We start from the raw sequence: 14,020 nt of genomic DNA, 5'->3' as shown, positions 1-14,020 counted from the left end.
GTCAGACGTGAGACGATTGTCGGAAGCGAAGCAAACCGGCAAGAGCCATGTCAATACGTTTCATGCGCGCGTCGAGGTCTTTCCATGTGCCCTCGTCGAGAAAGCCCGGGCGACGCGCCAGTTCCAGGTGCGTATCAAGCTCGCCCAGCGAACCGCGTGCGGTGTGAATAAACTGCGCAAACTCCTTCTTGCTTTTTCGGGCTGCGCCTTCAGCAATGTTGCTGGGGATGCTGACAGCCGCTCTGCGCATCTGATCGGTCAGACCAAAACGCTCGTCCCTCGGGAAGTGATCAGTGGTTCGGTAAACGTAAGTTGCGAGTTCGACGGCGAGTCGCCAAGCATCCAGTTTCTTGTGCGGTTTCTCCACTTTTCCCGTCCCGCGCTGTACGCTCCCGCCTTACATCTCACGTCTCACGTTTTACGTCTAACGGTCACAGTTCCACCGGCGTCGGAAGCCCCGCCTTGAATTCCTTGTAGATCACGAAGAGCTGCCCGTTTTCGACCTTCGAGGGAAGCACGTCCAGGCGACGCGGAGCCGGCCCGCCCAGCACCTTGCCAGCGAGGTCGTACACGCTGCCGTGGCACGGACACTTGAACTTGCGGTCCGGATCGTCCCACCGGTAACCGCAGCCGAGATGGGTGCAGAGGGGCGAGAAGACGGTGACCTGGCCGTCGGCCTGTTTGATCGCCCAGACGGCCTTGTGGGCCTTGGTCTCCATCCAGCCGTCCTTGAGGGTCGTGATGTAATCCAGTTGCTTGGGCTCGCCGACGGGCAGGTCGTCCACCCGGCCGACCGGAACCCAGGGTTTTTCCCGGCGCGTGAAGGCCGGGGAGACGACGTAGCCGAGCAGCGGGACGGCCAGTCCGGCGCCGATGAAGCCCGCGGCGAGCCCCGTCATCCACCGGAAGAACGTCCGTCGGGAGCCGACCGGGGTGTGGAAGCCGGGGGCGTCTTTGCTCGGCTCTGGTTCGTGAACGCTCATATTGTCCCTTTGTCCCTGAATTTCGAGTTGTGAATTGTGAGTTTTGAGTTGGGGGGCAACTCAAAATTCAAAACTCTCAACTAAAAATTCTCATTCAGAATTTTGGCGCCGTTCACGGCGATCAGCATGGCCGCGATGCTGACCGTGACGGCGGCGGTGAACCGGCTCATCGTCTGCGGGGCGACCATCTGCCCGAGGCGGGCGCCCAGGACCATGCCGGCCGCGCTTCCGAGGATCACCAGCAGGGTCAGCGGCCCGTTCAGCGCTCCGAGCTGGACGTGCCGCGCGATGCCGCCTAAGGAAATGATCGCGATGATGCAGAGCGAGGTGCCGATGGCCTGGCGCGGGGTGAACCCGGCAAAGAGGGCCAGAGCCGGGACGATCATGAAGCCGCCGCCGACCCCGAAGAACCCGTTCAGCACCCCGACCACCAGGCCCAGTCCCGCCAGCTTGAGCCAGCAGGTCCGGGGAAAGCGGGCCGCGCAACTGGAGTCCGGCTCGGCTTCCTGGGCGAGCTTGCGCTGGCGCATCATCAAGTACCGGGCCAGCAGCAGCATGATCCCGAACCCGACGAGCAGGATTTCGTTCGGCACCAGCTTGTGCCCGTAGGCTCCGAACCAGGAGCCGGCGACGCCGGTCCAGGAAAAGGCCACCGCGGCCTTGGGCTTGACCAGGCCGAGCCGGCTGTACTCCCACACGCCGAGCCAGGCCGAGGCCGCGACGATCACGAGGGACATGGCGGCGGCCTCCTTGGCCGGGATGCCGGCCACGTAGACGAGCACGGGGACGGCCAGGATCGCCCCGCCGGTGCCCGTGGCGCCGAGCTGCAGGCCGATCGGCACGCCCGCCGCCACCGGCAAGACCGCTTGGCCGATCACGACCGCGTGCTCCCGTGAAGCAAGGTCCCAGCTACTGAGCGCATTTCGTGAAGATCTCTTCGCAATGGTCGTAGGCCGCGAAACGCTCCGGCACGGACTGGTACCGCACGTCCGTCACCCGGTCGTCCTTCAGCGTCACGCGCGCCACGCAGCCGTGGCGGACGGCGGGCCGGCTCGCCTTCGACTCGGCAAACGATTCTTCGAAGGGCGGCGCGTGTTTGAAATAGGTCAGCACCACGGCCTCGTCCTTCCTGGTCTCGCCCAGCGGCGAGCCCGCGCAGGCCAGCACCTCCTGCTTCGTCTTGCCGATCAGCGCCGCTTGGGCGGGGAAGGACTGATCCTGAGGTCCTGTGGCACAGGCGGCGAGGACCATCCCTCCCAGCCAGCCGACCACGGGCCATCGCCAATCACGCGCTCGGATTCGCATGTCAGGCCTGCTGCTCCAGCTTGGCGATCCCCAGAGTCTTCAGGATCGCCTTCTCGTAGTAGGGCTCGCTCACGCCCTTCTTCATCTTGCGGAGGAAATACTTTTCCAGCGCGATCTTGGCCAGGTGCACCCACTTGCCCTTCCTGGCCCAGGTCACGTTGCGCGGGGCCATCTGGGGCAGCGCCACGAAGGCCACGCCCGTGTCCCCCATGTCGGCCAGGCAGATCGCGTTCCAGGTGGCCGTCTCCCGCTTGGGATCGTTCTCGATGTCGGCCTTGATGTTGTGGACCGTGGCCGAGACCATGGACTCGATCATGTAGCCGGTCTTGGGGGCGCCGGTCGGGACCGGCGTCTGCTCCACCGGCGGGATCGCGACGCAGACCCCCACCGCGTAAATGTTCTTGTACTTGGGGTTGGCCTGGTACTGGTCGATGTTCACGAAGCCTTTCGGATTGCACAGCCCGGCCGTGCCGGCCACCGCATCCACCCCGGCGAAGGGCGGGATGAACATCGAGTACCGGAACGGAATGGCCTGACCGTCCCCGAGCACCAGCCGACCGGGCTGGACCTCTTGGATCACCGCGTTCGTGATCGGCTTGATCGAGTGCTCGGCGAACTCGTCCTCCATGAGCCGGCGCGAGGCGCCGACGCCGGCCAGGCCCATGTGGCCGATGTAGGGCTCCGGCGTGACGAAGTAGATCGGCACTTTCTTCCGCAGGCGCTTCTTCCGCAGGTCCGCGTCCAGGATGAAGGCCATCTCGTAGGCCGGGCCGAAGCAGGAGGCGCCCTGCGCCGCGCCGACCACGATCGGGCCCGGGTCCTTGAGAAAGGCCTGGTAGGTGCCCCAGGCCTGCTCCGCATGGTCCACCGTGCAGACCGACTGGGTGTAGCCGCTCGGCCCCAGGCCGGCCACGGCGGGGAAGTTCAACTTGGGGCCGGTGGCGATGACCAGGTAATCGTAGGGCACTTCGCCCTTAGCCGTGACGACCCGGTTCTGCTCCGGCTCGATCCGCTCCGCCGCCGCGTGGATGAACTCGACGCCCTTCTTCTGGAGCACGGGGCCGAGCGGGAAGCTGATGTCCTTGCGCGTGCGCCACCCGACGGCGACCCAGGGGTTCGAGGGCACGAAGTGGAAGTAGTCCACGTTCGAGATCACCGTGACCTTGTGCTTCTTCTCCAGCAGCGCGCGCGCCTCGTAGGCGGCGGGAAGCCCCCCGATGGAGGCCCCGATGATGACAATGCGAGCCATGTTTGCTCCTTTCCCAAAGGCGTGAGACGTGAGAGGTTAGACGTTAGACGTGAGGAGGAAAGAACGGAAAGCCCGGCCTCCTCACGCCTTACGTCTCACGTTTCACGTCTTCTCGGCCGGTTTCGTCGGACAGGTGTTGATGCCGAACAGGGCCCAGGCCGGGCAGAACCCGATGGCCCCGGTCACCAGGGCCACGGCCCCGACGATGAACGCGACGGCAGTTCCCGCAGCCGGCAGCTCGGCGAAGGAGCCGATCCCCAGGAGGATGATTCCGAGCACGATCCGGATCGGCCGTTCGATTCCCCCCACGTTGCAGGTCATGGCGCACCTCCCTCTTATGAAAGTTTTCAGTTGTCGGTTCTCAGTGGTCAGTTTTCTGAGTCTGAAACTGAGAACGGAATACTGGTCACCGTTTACCGGTTCCCTCCCGACAGCCGGTACATCTCGTGGCAGGTCGTGCACCGGCTGCTGATGCTGGACAATCGGGTCAGGACCTGGACCGGCGCCTCGCCCTGGGCCAGCGCCTCTCCGATCCCGTCGAAGTCCTGGTGGACGGACATGCCCATCTGCTTGAACGCCAGGGGCAGCTTGGCCATGAGCGCCGGATTCACGTCGGCCGCCGTGGCCAGCCCTACGGAGCGGGCGGCCTGCTCGGCCTGCTTCCGGCCCGCCGCTTCGTCCGGCTGGCTCAGGCCGTCCACGACTCCGTGGACGGCCTTGAGCAGGTCCCGCATCTCCGCGAGGATCTGGTCGCGCTCCGCCGGCGCCAGTCGGATCTCCGTCCGCCCGTCGCTTCCCGGAGCCGTCCAGCCCTTGACGAAAGACCAGCCCAAGGCGAAGGCCCCGATGCCCAGGAGCACGAACGCAACCCTGCAGAGGACCCGCGACCCCATGGGCTCACAACGTCCCGTAGGCCACGATCAGCCGCTTGGCGATCAGGTGGTCCAGCAGGTCCGACCGGGAGATCACGCCGACGAGCTTCCCCTCGCGGACCACCGGCACGCGCAGGACGTTCGCCTCGGTCATCCGCTTGATGACCGCCTTGATCGGCGTGTCCTCCTCCACCGTGATCGGCGGCTTGCTCATGATCGCCTCGGCTTCGACGGCGTCCAGGTCCCGGCCTTCCTCGAGGGCCTTGAGGAGGTCGAATTCCGTGACGACGCCGAGCAGCGCCCGATCCCGTGCGATCACCGGCAGCCCGCTGAAGACGCCGGACAGGAGGTGGAGCGCGACGTCACGGGCCAGCGCGTGCGGGCCGACCGCCATGACCCTGGTGTTCATCACGTCCTTGGCCGGTGCCTGCAGCGATGCGTGCTTCATCGTCGGCGCCTCAGGCCCGATTACTTGTGCTTCCCTTTGCGCTCCCGCTTCCGCTCGTGCTCGCCCTCCGCCTTCTTCTCCTCGGTGTCGATCACCGCGCCGCTGTCGGCGTCAATGTGCACTTCCATGACCTTGCCGTCCGCGGTCAGCACCTCGACCTCCCAGACGGCCTTGTCGTGCTTCTTCTCCAGCTCGGCCTCGATCACCTTGCCTGCGACCTTCTCGGACGCCGTCTTGATGGCCTGATCGATCGTGACCTTGGCGGCCGTCGCCATCTCGACCTTTTCCTTGCCCTCGTCCTCTTTCTTCTTGCCCTTCGCGTCGCTCCAGGCCGGCCCGCTCGTGAGCAGGGCCATGCCGATCACCAACGCCGCCGCCGTCATGATTCGCTTCATAGGTCCCTCCCTGATAGGTCCCAGATCACGCTGGGGTTTGTGAGGAAACGCCGGCGATTGCTGCGATTCGCGTGCCCACCGGCGCGCCCGGGCACGGCAAGGACAACCCGTTGAGCGAACAGGCTGTTTGGCCTTTTCCTCGACGGGCCTGGAGAAGCAGTCTGGCGAGAAACGCTACAGTGTCCATGTGCGCCTAGCGCATGATGCTACAGTCGGAAAACAGCTCTCGGCAATCAGTCATCAGCCGTCAGACGATCGTCGGTTCGAGCGTGATCCGGCTCTTCATCGAATTGGAGATCAGGCAGTTGGCCTCGGCCTTCTCGACGATCTCGCGGGCCTTGGCCGCATCCTCGCCGGGCTTCAGCGTGACCCGCGGCCTCAGCGTGATCGCCGTGACCTGGAATCTCCCGTCCACGAGCTCGAGGCGGCCCTCCGCCTCGCTGTCATAAGCCGTGAAGCCCAACCCCGCCCGTTCCGCGAAGGCCAGGAAGGTGGTCATCAGGCAGACGTTGGCCGAAGCCACGAAGAGATCCTCGGGGGACCAGATGCCTTCGTGCCCTTTGAACTCGGGCGGCGTCGCGACTTGGATGTCGGGCTTGCCGGGTGAGGAGATGAGACCGAGCCTGCGCTCGGTCCACCGGACGGAGGTGCGGTAGGCGTAGACCTTGCTGCGGACGTCCATGGCTGCCTCCTTCCTTCCCTTGCCGTGAGAGGCAAGGAGGGGCGAAAGGATTCGGCAGACCGGGCATGGGCCCGGCGGGACAGATCGGGCCGTGCTCACCGGTCGCGCGGCTGGACCGCAACCCGTTGGGCGCCGACCCAATCCGCGACCTCGTTCAGCAGCTTGGCCACGGCCCGGTTGGCGGCGAGGACGCCCCCGTAGGGGTCGTCGCTGAGAGCGTCCTCGACGGCCTCGAACTGTTTGGAGGCGACGACGGCCTGCCCGCGCGGCTCCACCAGGTGCACGCGCAGCGTCACCCGCACGCGGCTGGGCTTCGAAAAGAATTCCTGCTGGAGCGCCAGGTGCTCGGCATCCAGGCGCAGGTCGCCCCGCAGCGAGCTGGTCGCCAGCACCACCGTGCGCCAGGCGCCGGTCCGCTCCAGGGCCTGCTCCAGGAGCGGCGTCAGCATCCGGGCCGGCGTGTCGGCCCATTCGCTGCTGGCGAAGTACTGGATTTCGTGCGGCCGCAGCAGATAGACCATGCGCGGCGTGTCGAAGCCCGCCTGCGCCCGCGGGACGCCGATCAGGAGGGTCCCGCTTCCGCCCCGGCCCGGCGGTGCCCCATCCGCGGACGGGAGCTCCGGGTCCAGCAGGTAGGTGTGCAGGTCCTCGACGGTCCGCGACGGGGCCAAACTGCAGGCGGCCGCCAGCAGAACGGTCAGCGCAAGAATGGCCGCGCGTGAGCCGCCACGCATCGTCCGCCGTCCCGGCGTGAGCCACCCGTCATTCGTCACGCGTCACCCGTCACGTGTTGCCGTTCATTCTCCCGGCCCGCGGGGCTGCGGCCCCCGGCCGAACACCAACGCGTTGGGCTCCCGCTCGAGCCGCGCGGCCACCCGCTGCAGCGTGGCGGTGAGCTGCCGCAACTCCGTCACGAGCTGGCCGACGTCGGCCAGGGTCTGACCGGAGAACTGCTCCAGGCCGGGTTTCGTGTCCGCCACCAGCGTCCCCACCGTCGCGCTCGTGCGGGAGAGGTCCTTCGACAGACTCTCCAGCGCGGCGGCGCTGCGGTGCACCCGGACCAGGATGAGCGGGAGCTCGTCGTTCAGTGTCTTGCTCGTCTTGGCCAGGTGCTTGAACGTTTCCGCGGCGCTGTCCACCCCCTCGTCCAGCCGCTGGCTGCGCGCGGCCAGGGCATGGGTCGTGACCGCCAGGTCGTTCAGGACCTGCCTCAGCGACTCGCGGTTTTCTTTGCTCAGGACGAGCCGGATGTCCTGGATGAGCCCGGAGGAATCGTTGAGCAGGCGCGACACGGACTCGTCGGCCAGGAGCTTCGACAGGGCCTCGTCCAGCTTGTAGAAGAGGGACGCGCCGGTCTTGATCACGGGATACTCCTGGTCCTCCTTGGCCGTGAGCGGCGGAGCCTCGCGGCTGCCGCCGGCCAGGTTCACGAACGCGAGGCCGGTCAACCCCTGGGATTCCAGGATCGCCACCGTGTCCTCCTTCACGGGCGTGCCGCGCAGAATGTCCATCGTCAGCCGCACCTCCTCGGGGTTGTCCGGGTTCAGGATGATCTCCTTGACCCGGCCCACCTCCACGCCGCGGTACTTCACAGGCGAATTCACGCTCATGCCGGAGACCGATTCGGTCATGTAGGCGTAGTAGCGGTCATAGCTCTTCCGGTACTCGCCCTTGCCAAGCCAGAGCGCGGCCCCGATCAGCGCCGCGGTCAGCAGCACGACGAACGCGCCGACCAGCGTGTAGTTTACCTTCGGCTCCATGCCTCCGCCTGCTGCATCGCCTGGCGCCCCCTGGGCCCGTGGAAATATTCGCGGACGAGGGGCTCTTCCGATTCCGACAGCTCCTCCATCGTGCCGAGCCCGAGCACCCGGCCGTTCCCCAGCACGGCCACGCGGTCCGCCACCCGCCAGAGCGAGTCCAAGTCGTGGGTCACGATCACGATCGTGAGCCCCAGGAGGGTCTGCAGGTGCTGCACGAGCTCGTCGAACCCGCCGGCGGTCACCGGGTCCAGCCCGGCCGTCGGCTCGTCCAGGCACAGCAGGTCCGGGTCCAGCGCGATCGACCGGGCCAGGGCCGCCCGCCGCCGCATGCCGCCGCTCAGCTCGCTGGGGAACTTGCCCGCGCTGTCCAGCGGGAAGCGGGCCAGGTCGAGCTTGAGGACGGCCAGCTCGCGGGTGAGCCCGGGGCTGAGCGTCGCGTGCTCGCGCAGCGGCGCCATCACGTTCTCGAGCACGGTCAGCGAGCTGAAGAGCGCGCCGCCCTGGAACAGGACCCCGCAGCGCCGGCGAAAGGCCAGCACCTCCGCCTCGGTCATCGTGCGCACGTCCCGGCCGAACAGCCGGATCTCGCCGGCGGTCGGCTTCTGCAGCAGCACGATCTCCCGCAGCAGCACGGACTTCCCGCAGCCGCTCCCGCCCGCGATCGCGAAGATCTCTCCGCGGCGGACCGTCAGGCTCACGTCCTCGTGCACGACCACGGGGCCGAACCGGGTCGCGACGTGGCTCACCTCGATGAGATCGGGCGCCTCCTGCATCAGAGATCCCACCAGTTCAGCGCGATCGAGAAGAAGGCGTCGAGCACGATGACCAGAAAAATCGCCTGGACCACGCTGACCGTCGTCCGCCGGCCCACGTCGTCCACCCCGCCCCGGATCTGGAACCCCTGGTAACAGCCGACCAGCGCGATGATGACCGCGAAGACCGGGGCCTTGGCGATCCCGATCAGGAAGTGCCGCAGGGCGACCGCGTCCTCGAAGCGGGTGAGGAACTCCCGGAAGCTGATGCTGAGATCGCTCCTGGCGATCAGCATGCCGCCGAAGACCCCGACCGCGTCCGCGTAGACCGACAGCAGCGGGAGCGCGATCGCCAGGGCCAGGACCTTGGGTGCGACCAGCAGCTCCATCGGCGAGAGACCGAGGGTCCGGATCGCGTCCAATTCCTCGGTCACCTTCATCGTGCCGAGCTGCGCCGCGTAGGCGGAGCCCGACCGGCCGGCGACCAGGATCGCCGTCACGAGCGGCGCGATCTCCCGCAGGATGGAGACCCCGACCAGGTCCACGATGAAGATGTTGGCGCCGAAGGTCTTCAACTGCTCGGCTCCCTGGTAGGCGATCACGACCCCCATGAGAAACGACAACAGGCCCACGATGGGCAGGGCGTTGAACCCGTCCAGCTCCAGGCTGCGAATCACGGCCCGCCAGCGGACCCTCAGGGGCGAGACCAGGAGGCGGAGCAGCATGACCAGGCTCTCGCCGAGAAAGGCGAGGCCGCCGGTGACCTGGCCCCATTCGTTCCAGGCCATCCGGCCGACTTGCTCGAGCGTAGCCCCGGCAGGGGCCGCGGCCGCCGGCGCCGCCTGCGTCGGGGTCGCCGCGACGATCTGCAGCAGGGTCGCGAACTCCGGACGCAGGCCCCGCAGCTCGACCTGGCGGCCCCTCTGCCGGAGGTCGTTCAAGCTCCGCTGCAGCAGCCAGGCCCCGCCCGTGTCCATCGCCTCGATCTGGCCGGCGTCGCAGACCACCGCCGCGGCCTCGGGCCACGGGAACGTTTCGAGGCATCGCTCCAGCTCCGCGAGCTGCGGCAGGGTCCAGAGACCGCCGCAACGGACGGTGGCGTCGTCCCCGACGGACAAGCCGGCCTGCGGAACTAGGGGTGCGTCTTCGGTCTTCGGCTGCATGGGCCCCTAATTGTTTACACCCATCCACCCCCGTGATGCCAGCCGGATGCGCAAATCCTAGGCGAACTGCCGGCGGAACCGCCAGACGCCGAAGCCGAAAAGCGCGCCGCCGAGCAGCGCCATCGTCAGGGCCGAATCCCACAGCAGGTCCAGGCCCGAGCCCTTCAGCAGGATCCCGTACGCGATGTTGATGAAGTAGTGCAGGGGAGAAAACACCATCAACCCGCGCACCCATTCCGGCATCGCCTCCGGGGGGGCCCAGGTCCCGGACAGCAACAGCATCGGGGCCACGACGAGGATGTTCATGAGCCCCACCTGCGCCTGGTTGCCGGCGAACGTCGCGATCATGAGACCGAGGCCCGCAGTGGTGAACACGTAGAGCGTCGTCAGGGCGAAGAACAGGATCACGCTGCCTTTGACCGGCACGTGGAACACGCCCTGAATGATCCCGAACGTGCTGGCGGCCGTCCCGGTCACGATCACGAGGGTCATCGCGATCACCTTGGGAAACATGATCTGGAACGGCGTGAGCGGGGAAACGAGCAACTGCTCCACGGTGCCCCGCTCTCTCTCCCGCACCAGCGCCGCCGCCGGAAGCAGGGTGGAGAACACCGTGATCATGCTCAACAGCTCCGCCACGGACTGGAACCAGGTTTCGTTCTGCTCCGGGTTGTACCAGACGCGATGCTGGCTGGTGACGACAGGCGCGTCCGGCGCTTCCCCGGCATCGGGGCCGGCGCGTCGCCCCGCCGCGTCGAGCCCGAACTCTCCCACGATCCGCCCCGCGTAGCTGGCCGCCGACAGGCCCTGCGGCGAGCTGGTGGTATCCACCAGCAATTGCACGGAGGTCGGCTCCCTGGCGACCAGCGATTCGTGGAATCGCGGCGGGATGTCCAGGATCGCCAGCGTGGCGCCCCGATCCATCAGGCGTTGGCCCTCCGCGAGGTCCGGCAATTCCCCTTGGAACGCGAAGTAGGGCGGGTGGAAGCGGTTGAGCAACTCGCGGGACGACACGCTGTGATCCGCGTCGTGGACCATGATCCTCGCGTGGCGGAGCTGCATGTTGATCCCGCCGCCCGCCTCGTAGATATTGAACGTGAACGCCCACAGGAAGAAAAACAAGAGCGCCGCGTCCCGGCCGAGTTGCCGGAGCTCCTTGACGGTCATCGCGCGCAACCGCCGCCACCAGATGATCATGCCCGCGGCCTCTTCGTGAACAGCAACCACCCGACCACCCGCAGCGCAACGGCGAACGCGACGAGAATCAGCACGTCGGGCCACAGAACGTCCACGCCGACGCCTTTCAGGAAGATCCCGCGAACGATGTTGGTGTAGTACATCGCCGGAAACGCATGGGCGAAGGCTTGCGCGCCGTGGGTCAAAGAGGTGACCGGGACCAACAGGCCCGAGTAGTTCACCGACGGGATGATCGAAATCAGAATCGTAATGATCAACGCGGCCTGCTGCGTCCTGACCAGCATGGAGACGACCAGCCCGATGCCGGTCGTGCAGACGATGAAGAGCAAGGAGGCGGCGAAGAAGAAGGCGAAGCTCCCTTTGAACGGCGCCCCGAACACGTACACGGCCATCAGCCACAGCACGACGACATTGATCGAGGAAATGATCGCGGAGGGCAGGAGCTTCCCCATCAGGAATTCGAACCGCGTGACGGTCGAGCTGTAGATGTTGTAGATCGAGCCGCGTTCCTTCTCGCGGACGATGCCCAGTGCGGTCAGGAGCGGCGGCGACATCGTGAGCACGAACATCACGAGAGCCGGGGCGATGGTCCAGGCGCTTTTCACGGCCTGGTTGTAGAGGTAGCGCACCTCGAGTTTCACCGGCTGGGCGATCTCCGCCGCCCGTTGCCGCGTCAGGCGTCGCGTGCGGGCGAGATGGTCGACCAGAAGCTCCTGACTGAACGCGCCGTTGATCGCGATGACGTAGCCCTTGGTGATGTCGCTGCGCAGGGGAAAGGTGCCGTCGAGCAGGGTCTGCACGGCGGCCGGTTCCCCGGCCAGCAGGCGCTCCTGGAACGTGTCCGGCACGATGATGGCTGCCCGGACGACGCCGCGGGCAATGAGACGATCGAGTTCGCGCTCGTCCCGGACGTATCCCCGGAAGTCGAAGTAACGGGATTGCTGAAAGCGAGACACGTAGTCTCGGCTGAGCCGGCTGTGGTCCCGGTCGAGCGCGGCGAACGGGACGTGCTCCACGTCGAGGACCAGGCCGTACCCGAAGACGGTCATCCAGGCGACGGGGATCAGGAACGCGAGCAGGAGGAACATCCGGTCGCGCAGCGTCTCCCGCCATTCCTTGGAGGCCACGATGGCGATGCGGCGCAGGTTCATGCGTGCGCGTACGCGCCGGCCACGCGCTCCTCCCGTTCCAGCGCCATCACCTTGTAGACGAAGACGTCTTCCAGGCTGAGCGGGCGCCCGGCGACGGATTTGACGGCCACGCCGCTGGCCTCCAGCGCGCGACAGGCGCATTCCTCGTCCCGCACCGGGTCGCGGCACAGGAAATGGATTTTGGTCCCGAAGAGGGACGCGCCGTGAAAGCCGGCCCGCTGCAAATAGACCAGGGCCTTCCCCGGCTGGTCGGCGACCACCTCGAGCAGACGGCCGGCCTCCCGTTCCACCTGCCGCTTCAGGTCCGCCGGCGTCCCGTCCGCCACGATGCGGCCGGCATGCATCAGCGCCAGGCGGTCGCAGTGCTCGGCCTCGCCCATGTAGTGGGTCGTGATCAGGATCGCCACCCCTTCCTCCCGCGAGAGGCGGACCAGGATGTCCCAGAAGCGACCCCGCCCGATCAGATCGACCCCCGAGGTGGGCTCGTCGAGGAACAGGACGCGCGGGCGGTGTACCAGCGCGCAGCCCAGGGCCAAACGCTGCCGCACGCCCATGGGGAGCCGGCCCGTCAAGCCGGACTCGTAGCCGGCCAGCCCCGCCATGTGCACGATCCACTCCAGCCGCTCGTTCGTCTCCCGCTTGCCGAGGCCGTAGATCCCGGCGAAGAGGCGGATGTTCTCGACCACCGTCAGGTCCAGGTACAGCGAGAACGCCTGGGACATGTAGCCGATCCGCTCTTTGATGGCCCCGCCGGTCCCGCGCATGTCGGCTCCGGCGACCAGGCCTTCTCCCCCGCTGGGCGGCAGGATGCCGGTCAGCATCTTGATGACCGTGGTCTTTCCCGCGCCGTTGGCTCCCAGGAGGCCGAAGATCTCCCCCTGTTTGACCTGGAAGCTGACCCGATCCGCCGCACGAAAGGCCCCGAAATCGCGGACGAGGTTCCGCGCTTCGATGGCCAGCCCGTCCCGCTGGCGCTGCAACGGGGCGCCGCCGCGGAGATCGCCGGCATCCTGGTGGCCCTCCTGTCTGAGCAACAGGGCGGCGAACACGTCTTCGAGCTCCGGCTCCTCCGCCTGCAGGCGGCCCGCCTTGATGTCCCCCAGGGCGGATTCGATCCGCCGGGCCGCTGCCGCCGGCTCGGCTCCTTCCGCGAAGACGTGCAGGAACGGACCCACCGCTTCGACGTGGGGGAACGTCTTCTTCAGGCGAATCAGGGCCTCGACCTGGGGCTCGGCCTGCACGGTCACCTTGGTGCCGGGAACGAGCGATTGAATGTCGAGCGGCGAACCGGAGGCCAGGACGCGCCCGCTCGACATGAAGGACAGCCGGTGGAAGCGCGCCGCTTCGTCCATGTAGGCGGTGGACACGAGGGCCGTCATGCCCCGTTCCTGCACGAGCTCGGACACAATGGCCCAGAAGTCCCGCCGGGAGACCGGGTCCACGCCGGTCGTCGGCTCGTCCAGGATGAGAAAGTCCGGTTCGTGGACGAGCGTGCAGATCAGCCCGAGTTTTTGCTTCATGCCGCCGGAGAGATGCTTCATGACGCGATCCCGGAAGCGGTCCAGCCGGCTCATGGCGAGCAGGCGGGCCTTCCGTTCGGCCAGTTCGCGTTCAGGCACCAGACGCAGGCGGGCGAAAAAGTCGATGTTCTCCTCGACGGAGAGCTCCGGGTACAGGTTGAGACCGAGCCCCTGAGGCAGGAAGCCGAGGCGGTGTTTCACCCGTTCCGCGGCTCGCTCGGAGTCCACGGCGATGCCGAACACCTCCACCGCTCCCTCGTCGTACGTCAGCACGCCGGCGATTGCCTTCATCAGGCTGCTCTTGCCGGCTCCGTCCGGGCCGATCAGGCCGTACAGCTCGCCGCGCCGGATGGTGAGATCCACGCCCTGAACGGCGACCTGCTTCTTGTACCGCTTGCCAAAGCCGGCCACGCGCACGATCTCGTCGTGGGTGATGGGTGACGGGTGATGCGCGACCGGTGAACTGGTGACGGTCCTGTCCTCTTCGATCATCTCTTCACCACCCATCACCGATCACTCATCACGTTTCACGCCTTGCGTTTG

At 66.9% G+C, this 14,020-nt stretch carries 17 protein-coding genes; all 17 read right to left on the bottom strand.

Going from position 1 to position 14,020, the window contains the following annotated elements; all coding sequences use genetic code 11:
- Position 1: 1 nt before the first annotated feature.
- The 17 genes from AB1411_13740 to AB1411_13660 all read right to left on the bottom strand — a co-directional run bounded on the left by AB1411_13740 (position 2) and on the right by AB1411_13660 (position 13,984).
- Positions 2-367 (bottom strand): four helix bundle protein, encoded by a 366-nt coding sequence (locus AB1411_13740; protein MEW6544654.1) that lies wholly within the window; start codon positions 365-367, stop codon positions 2-4.
- 64 nt (positions 368-431) lie between these two features.
- Positions 432-983: a ubiquinol-cytochrome c reductase iron-sulfur subunit gene (locus AB1411_13735; GenBank protein MEW6544653.1), complete on the bottom strand. Its 552-nt coding sequence runs from the start codon at positions 981-983 to the stop codon at positions 432-434.
- An 80-nt stretch (positions 984-1,063) separates the two neighbouring features.
- On the bottom strand, positions 1,064-1,861 hold the full coding sequence (locus AB1411_13730; protein ID MEW6544652.1) for a sulfite exporter TauE/SafE family protein: 798 nt from the start codon (positions 1,859-1,861) through the stop codon (positions 1,064-1,066).
- Between the two features lie 31 nt (positions 1,862-1,892).
- On the bottom strand, positions 1,893-2,288 hold the full coding sequence (locus AB1411_13725; protein MEW6544651.1) for a hypothetical protein: 396 nt from the start codon (positions 2,286-2,288) through the stop codon (positions 1,893-1,895).
- Between the two features lies 1 nt (position 2,289).
- A complete protein-coding gene (locus AB1411_13720) occupies positions 2,290-3,537 on the bottom strand; it encodes an FAD/NAD(P)-binding oxidoreductase (GenBank protein ID MEW6544650.1) in 1,248 nt (415 codons plus the stop codon).
- A 102-nt stretch (positions 3,538-3,639) separates the two neighbouring features.
- Complete coding sequence (locus AB1411_13715) at positions 3,640-3,858, bottom strand: DUF2892 domain-containing protein (GenBank protein ID MEW6544649.1); 219 nt, start codon at positions 3,856-3,858, stop codon at positions 3,640-3,642.
- Positions 3,859-3,950: 92 nt separating this feature from the next.
- Entirely contained in the window at positions 3,951-4,430 is a 480-nt protein-coding gene (locus AB1411_13710; protein MEW6544648.1) for a hypothetical protein, read from the bottom strand.
- Between the two features lie 4 nt (positions 4,431-4,434).
- Positions 4,435-4,857 (bottom strand): CBS domain-containing protein, encoded by a 423-nt coding sequence (locus AB1411_13705; GenBank protein MEW6544647.1) that lies wholly within the window; start codon positions 4,855-4,857, stop codon positions 4,435-4,437.
- A gap of 20 nt (positions 4,858-4,877) precedes the next feature.
- Complete coding sequence (locus AB1411_13700; protein ID MEW6544646.1) at positions 4,878-5,252, bottom strand: PepSY domain-containing protein; 375 nt, start codon at positions 5,250-5,252, stop codon at positions 4,878-4,880.
- Between the two features lie 247 nt (positions 5,253-5,499).
- The gene (locus AB1411_13695) at positions 5,500-5,934 is read right to left on the bottom strand and encodes an OsmC family protein (protein ID MEW6544645.1); all 435 of its coding nucleotides are present in this window, start codon (positions 5,932-5,934) and stop codon (positions 5,500-5,502) included.
- A 95-nt stretch (positions 5,935-6,029) separates the two neighbouring features.
- Complete coding sequence (locus tag AB1411_13690) at positions 6,030-6,668, bottom strand: ABC-type transport auxiliary lipoprotein family protein (protein MEW6544644.1); 639 nt, start codon at positions 6,666-6,668, stop codon at positions 6,030-6,032.
- A 63-nt stretch (positions 6,669-6,731) separates the two neighbouring features.
- Positions 6,732-7,694: an MlaD family protein gene (locus AB1411_13685; protein MEW6544643.1), complete on the bottom strand. Its 963-nt coding sequence runs from the start codon at positions 7,692-7,694 to the stop codon at positions 6,732-6,734.
- Positions 7,679-8,467 carry an ATP-binding cassette domain-containing protein gene (locus AB1411_13680; protein ID MEW6544642.1) on the bottom strand — a complete coding sequence of 263 codons (789 nt, stop codon included), beginning with the start codon at positions 8,465-8,467 and terminating at the stop codon, positions 7,679-7,681. The genes AB1411_13685 and AB1411_13680 overlap by 16 nt, the downstream gene beginning before the upstream one ends.
- Positions 8,467-9,609: an MlaE family lipid ABC transporter permease subunit gene (locus AB1411_13675; protein ID MEW6544641.1), complete on the bottom strand. Its 1,143-nt coding sequence runs from the start codon at positions 9,607-9,609 to the stop codon at positions 8,467-8,469. The genes AB1411_13680 and AB1411_13675 overlap by 1 nt, the downstream gene beginning before the upstream one ends.
- Before the next feature lie 57 nt (positions 9,610-9,666).
- Positions 9,667-10,806 carry an ABC transporter permease gene (locus AB1411_13670; GenBank protein MEW6544640.1) on the bottom strand — a complete coding sequence of 380 codons (1,140 nt, stop codon included), beginning with the start codon at positions 10,804-10,806 and terminating at the stop codon, positions 9,667-9,669.
- A complete protein-coding gene (locus AB1411_13665; protein MEW6544639.1) occupies positions 10,803-11,957 on the bottom strand; it encodes an ABC transporter permease in 1,155 nt (384 codons plus the stop codon). The genes AB1411_13670 and AB1411_13665 overlap by 4 nt, the downstream gene beginning before the upstream one ends.
- Positions 11,954-13,984 carry an ATP-binding cassette domain-containing protein gene (locus AB1411_13660; GenBank protein MEW6544638.1) on the bottom strand — a complete coding sequence of 677 codons (2,031 nt, stop codon included), beginning with the start codon at positions 13,982-13,984 and terminating at the stop codon, positions 11,954-11,956. Before AB1411_13660 ends, AB1411_13665 begins: the two co-directional genes overlap by 4 nt.
- Positions 13,985-14,020 lie beyond the last annotated feature (36 nt).

The sequence above is a fragment of the Nitrospirota bacterium genome, from assembly GCA_040757595.1.
Taxonomy (GTDB): Bacteria; Nitrospirota; Nitrospiria; order Nitrospirales; family Nitrospiraceae; genus JBFLWP01.
The sequence above is the reverse complement of the archived record's forward strand: the minus strand, read 5'-3'. Positions and strand labels throughout refer to the sequence as shown.